1 protein-coding gene is annotated in these 906 nt (G+C 58.3%); it reads right to left on the reverse strand.

Annotated features, from left to right (window positions below):
• Positions 1 to 888: T6SS phospholipase effector Tle1-like catalytic domain-containing protein (locus AKL29_RS19830; RefSeq protein WP_244482205.1), on the reverse strand; the 888-nt coding region annotated here is incomplete at its 3' end.
• Positions 889 to 906: the final 18 nt, after the last annotated feature.

Here is a 906-nt window from a genome sequence, read left to right on the forward strand (position 1 = left end):
AGCGCGGGAGTCATATAGCCGGCCGTCTTTATCCTGCGCCTGCTTGGTTTCCGCGAGCGCTGCAGGATCCGATGACTTGAAGCAGAGACCTTGCGCTCTCGCCTCCTCCATAATCCAGTACAGCGGTATCTGCGCCAGGGAATCGTCCGGATATCCGCCACCAACATTCGCATGTACGCCGACGAACCAGACCTGGCTAATTCTCTCCGCCGAGGCGTAACGAGTAGCTCCGCTTGTCGGTTGCTTCTCCTGCCTCTCATTCCAAAGGACAGGATGGAATGTGGTGCGCTCGTCATCGAGGGAGAGCGCATGACACGCGCGCTTAACACTAGGATGAAGCGTGTGGCCGGGCAGTTCCAGCGGCCAGATCCATTGGCTTACGCCCTGGGTCATTTCGTCGATCGGAAGACCGTAGGCGGCGACCGTATCCCACAGCCCCAGAAAGCGGATGACCGGCGCCTTCCTTCCGGCCGGCACTCCCGCTGACTTGGAAGACACTTCTCCTCCAAGCAATTTCTTCAGGCCGAGAACCATCAAGTACCAGTTCGTGTGGAAATGCCTCCTGTGATACGCCCGGTAGGCCCTTTTCGCCTGCCGGTCTAATTCGCTATCGGAGATGCCCTCTGCTGGAATCAGACCCTGATCTAGGATCAATCCCATCGTCACGCGGATCGTGAAAGCGCCTCGGCTGAACCCGAATGCGAATATCTCGTCGCCCTGGTTGCGGTAGTTGCGGCAGGCGAACTTGTAGAGCGTGATGACGTTGCGACGGAGACCAATCCCAAATGCTCCCCCAAGAAGAGCTAACGGCTTGAATGACGAGGTCCCGACCCCATCGTCATAGCAAGCGACCTGATCGTCGTTGGTGAGGTCCAGCGCGCTGAACATGCGCCAAACGTTGGTTCG

Origin of the sequence: Bradyrhizobium pachyrhizi (assembly GCF_001189245.1) — a bacterium.
GTDB classification, from domain to species: domain Bacteria; phylum Pseudomonadota; class Alphaproteobacteria; order Rhizobiales; family Xanthobacteraceae; genus Bradyrhizobium; species Bradyrhizobium pachyrhizi.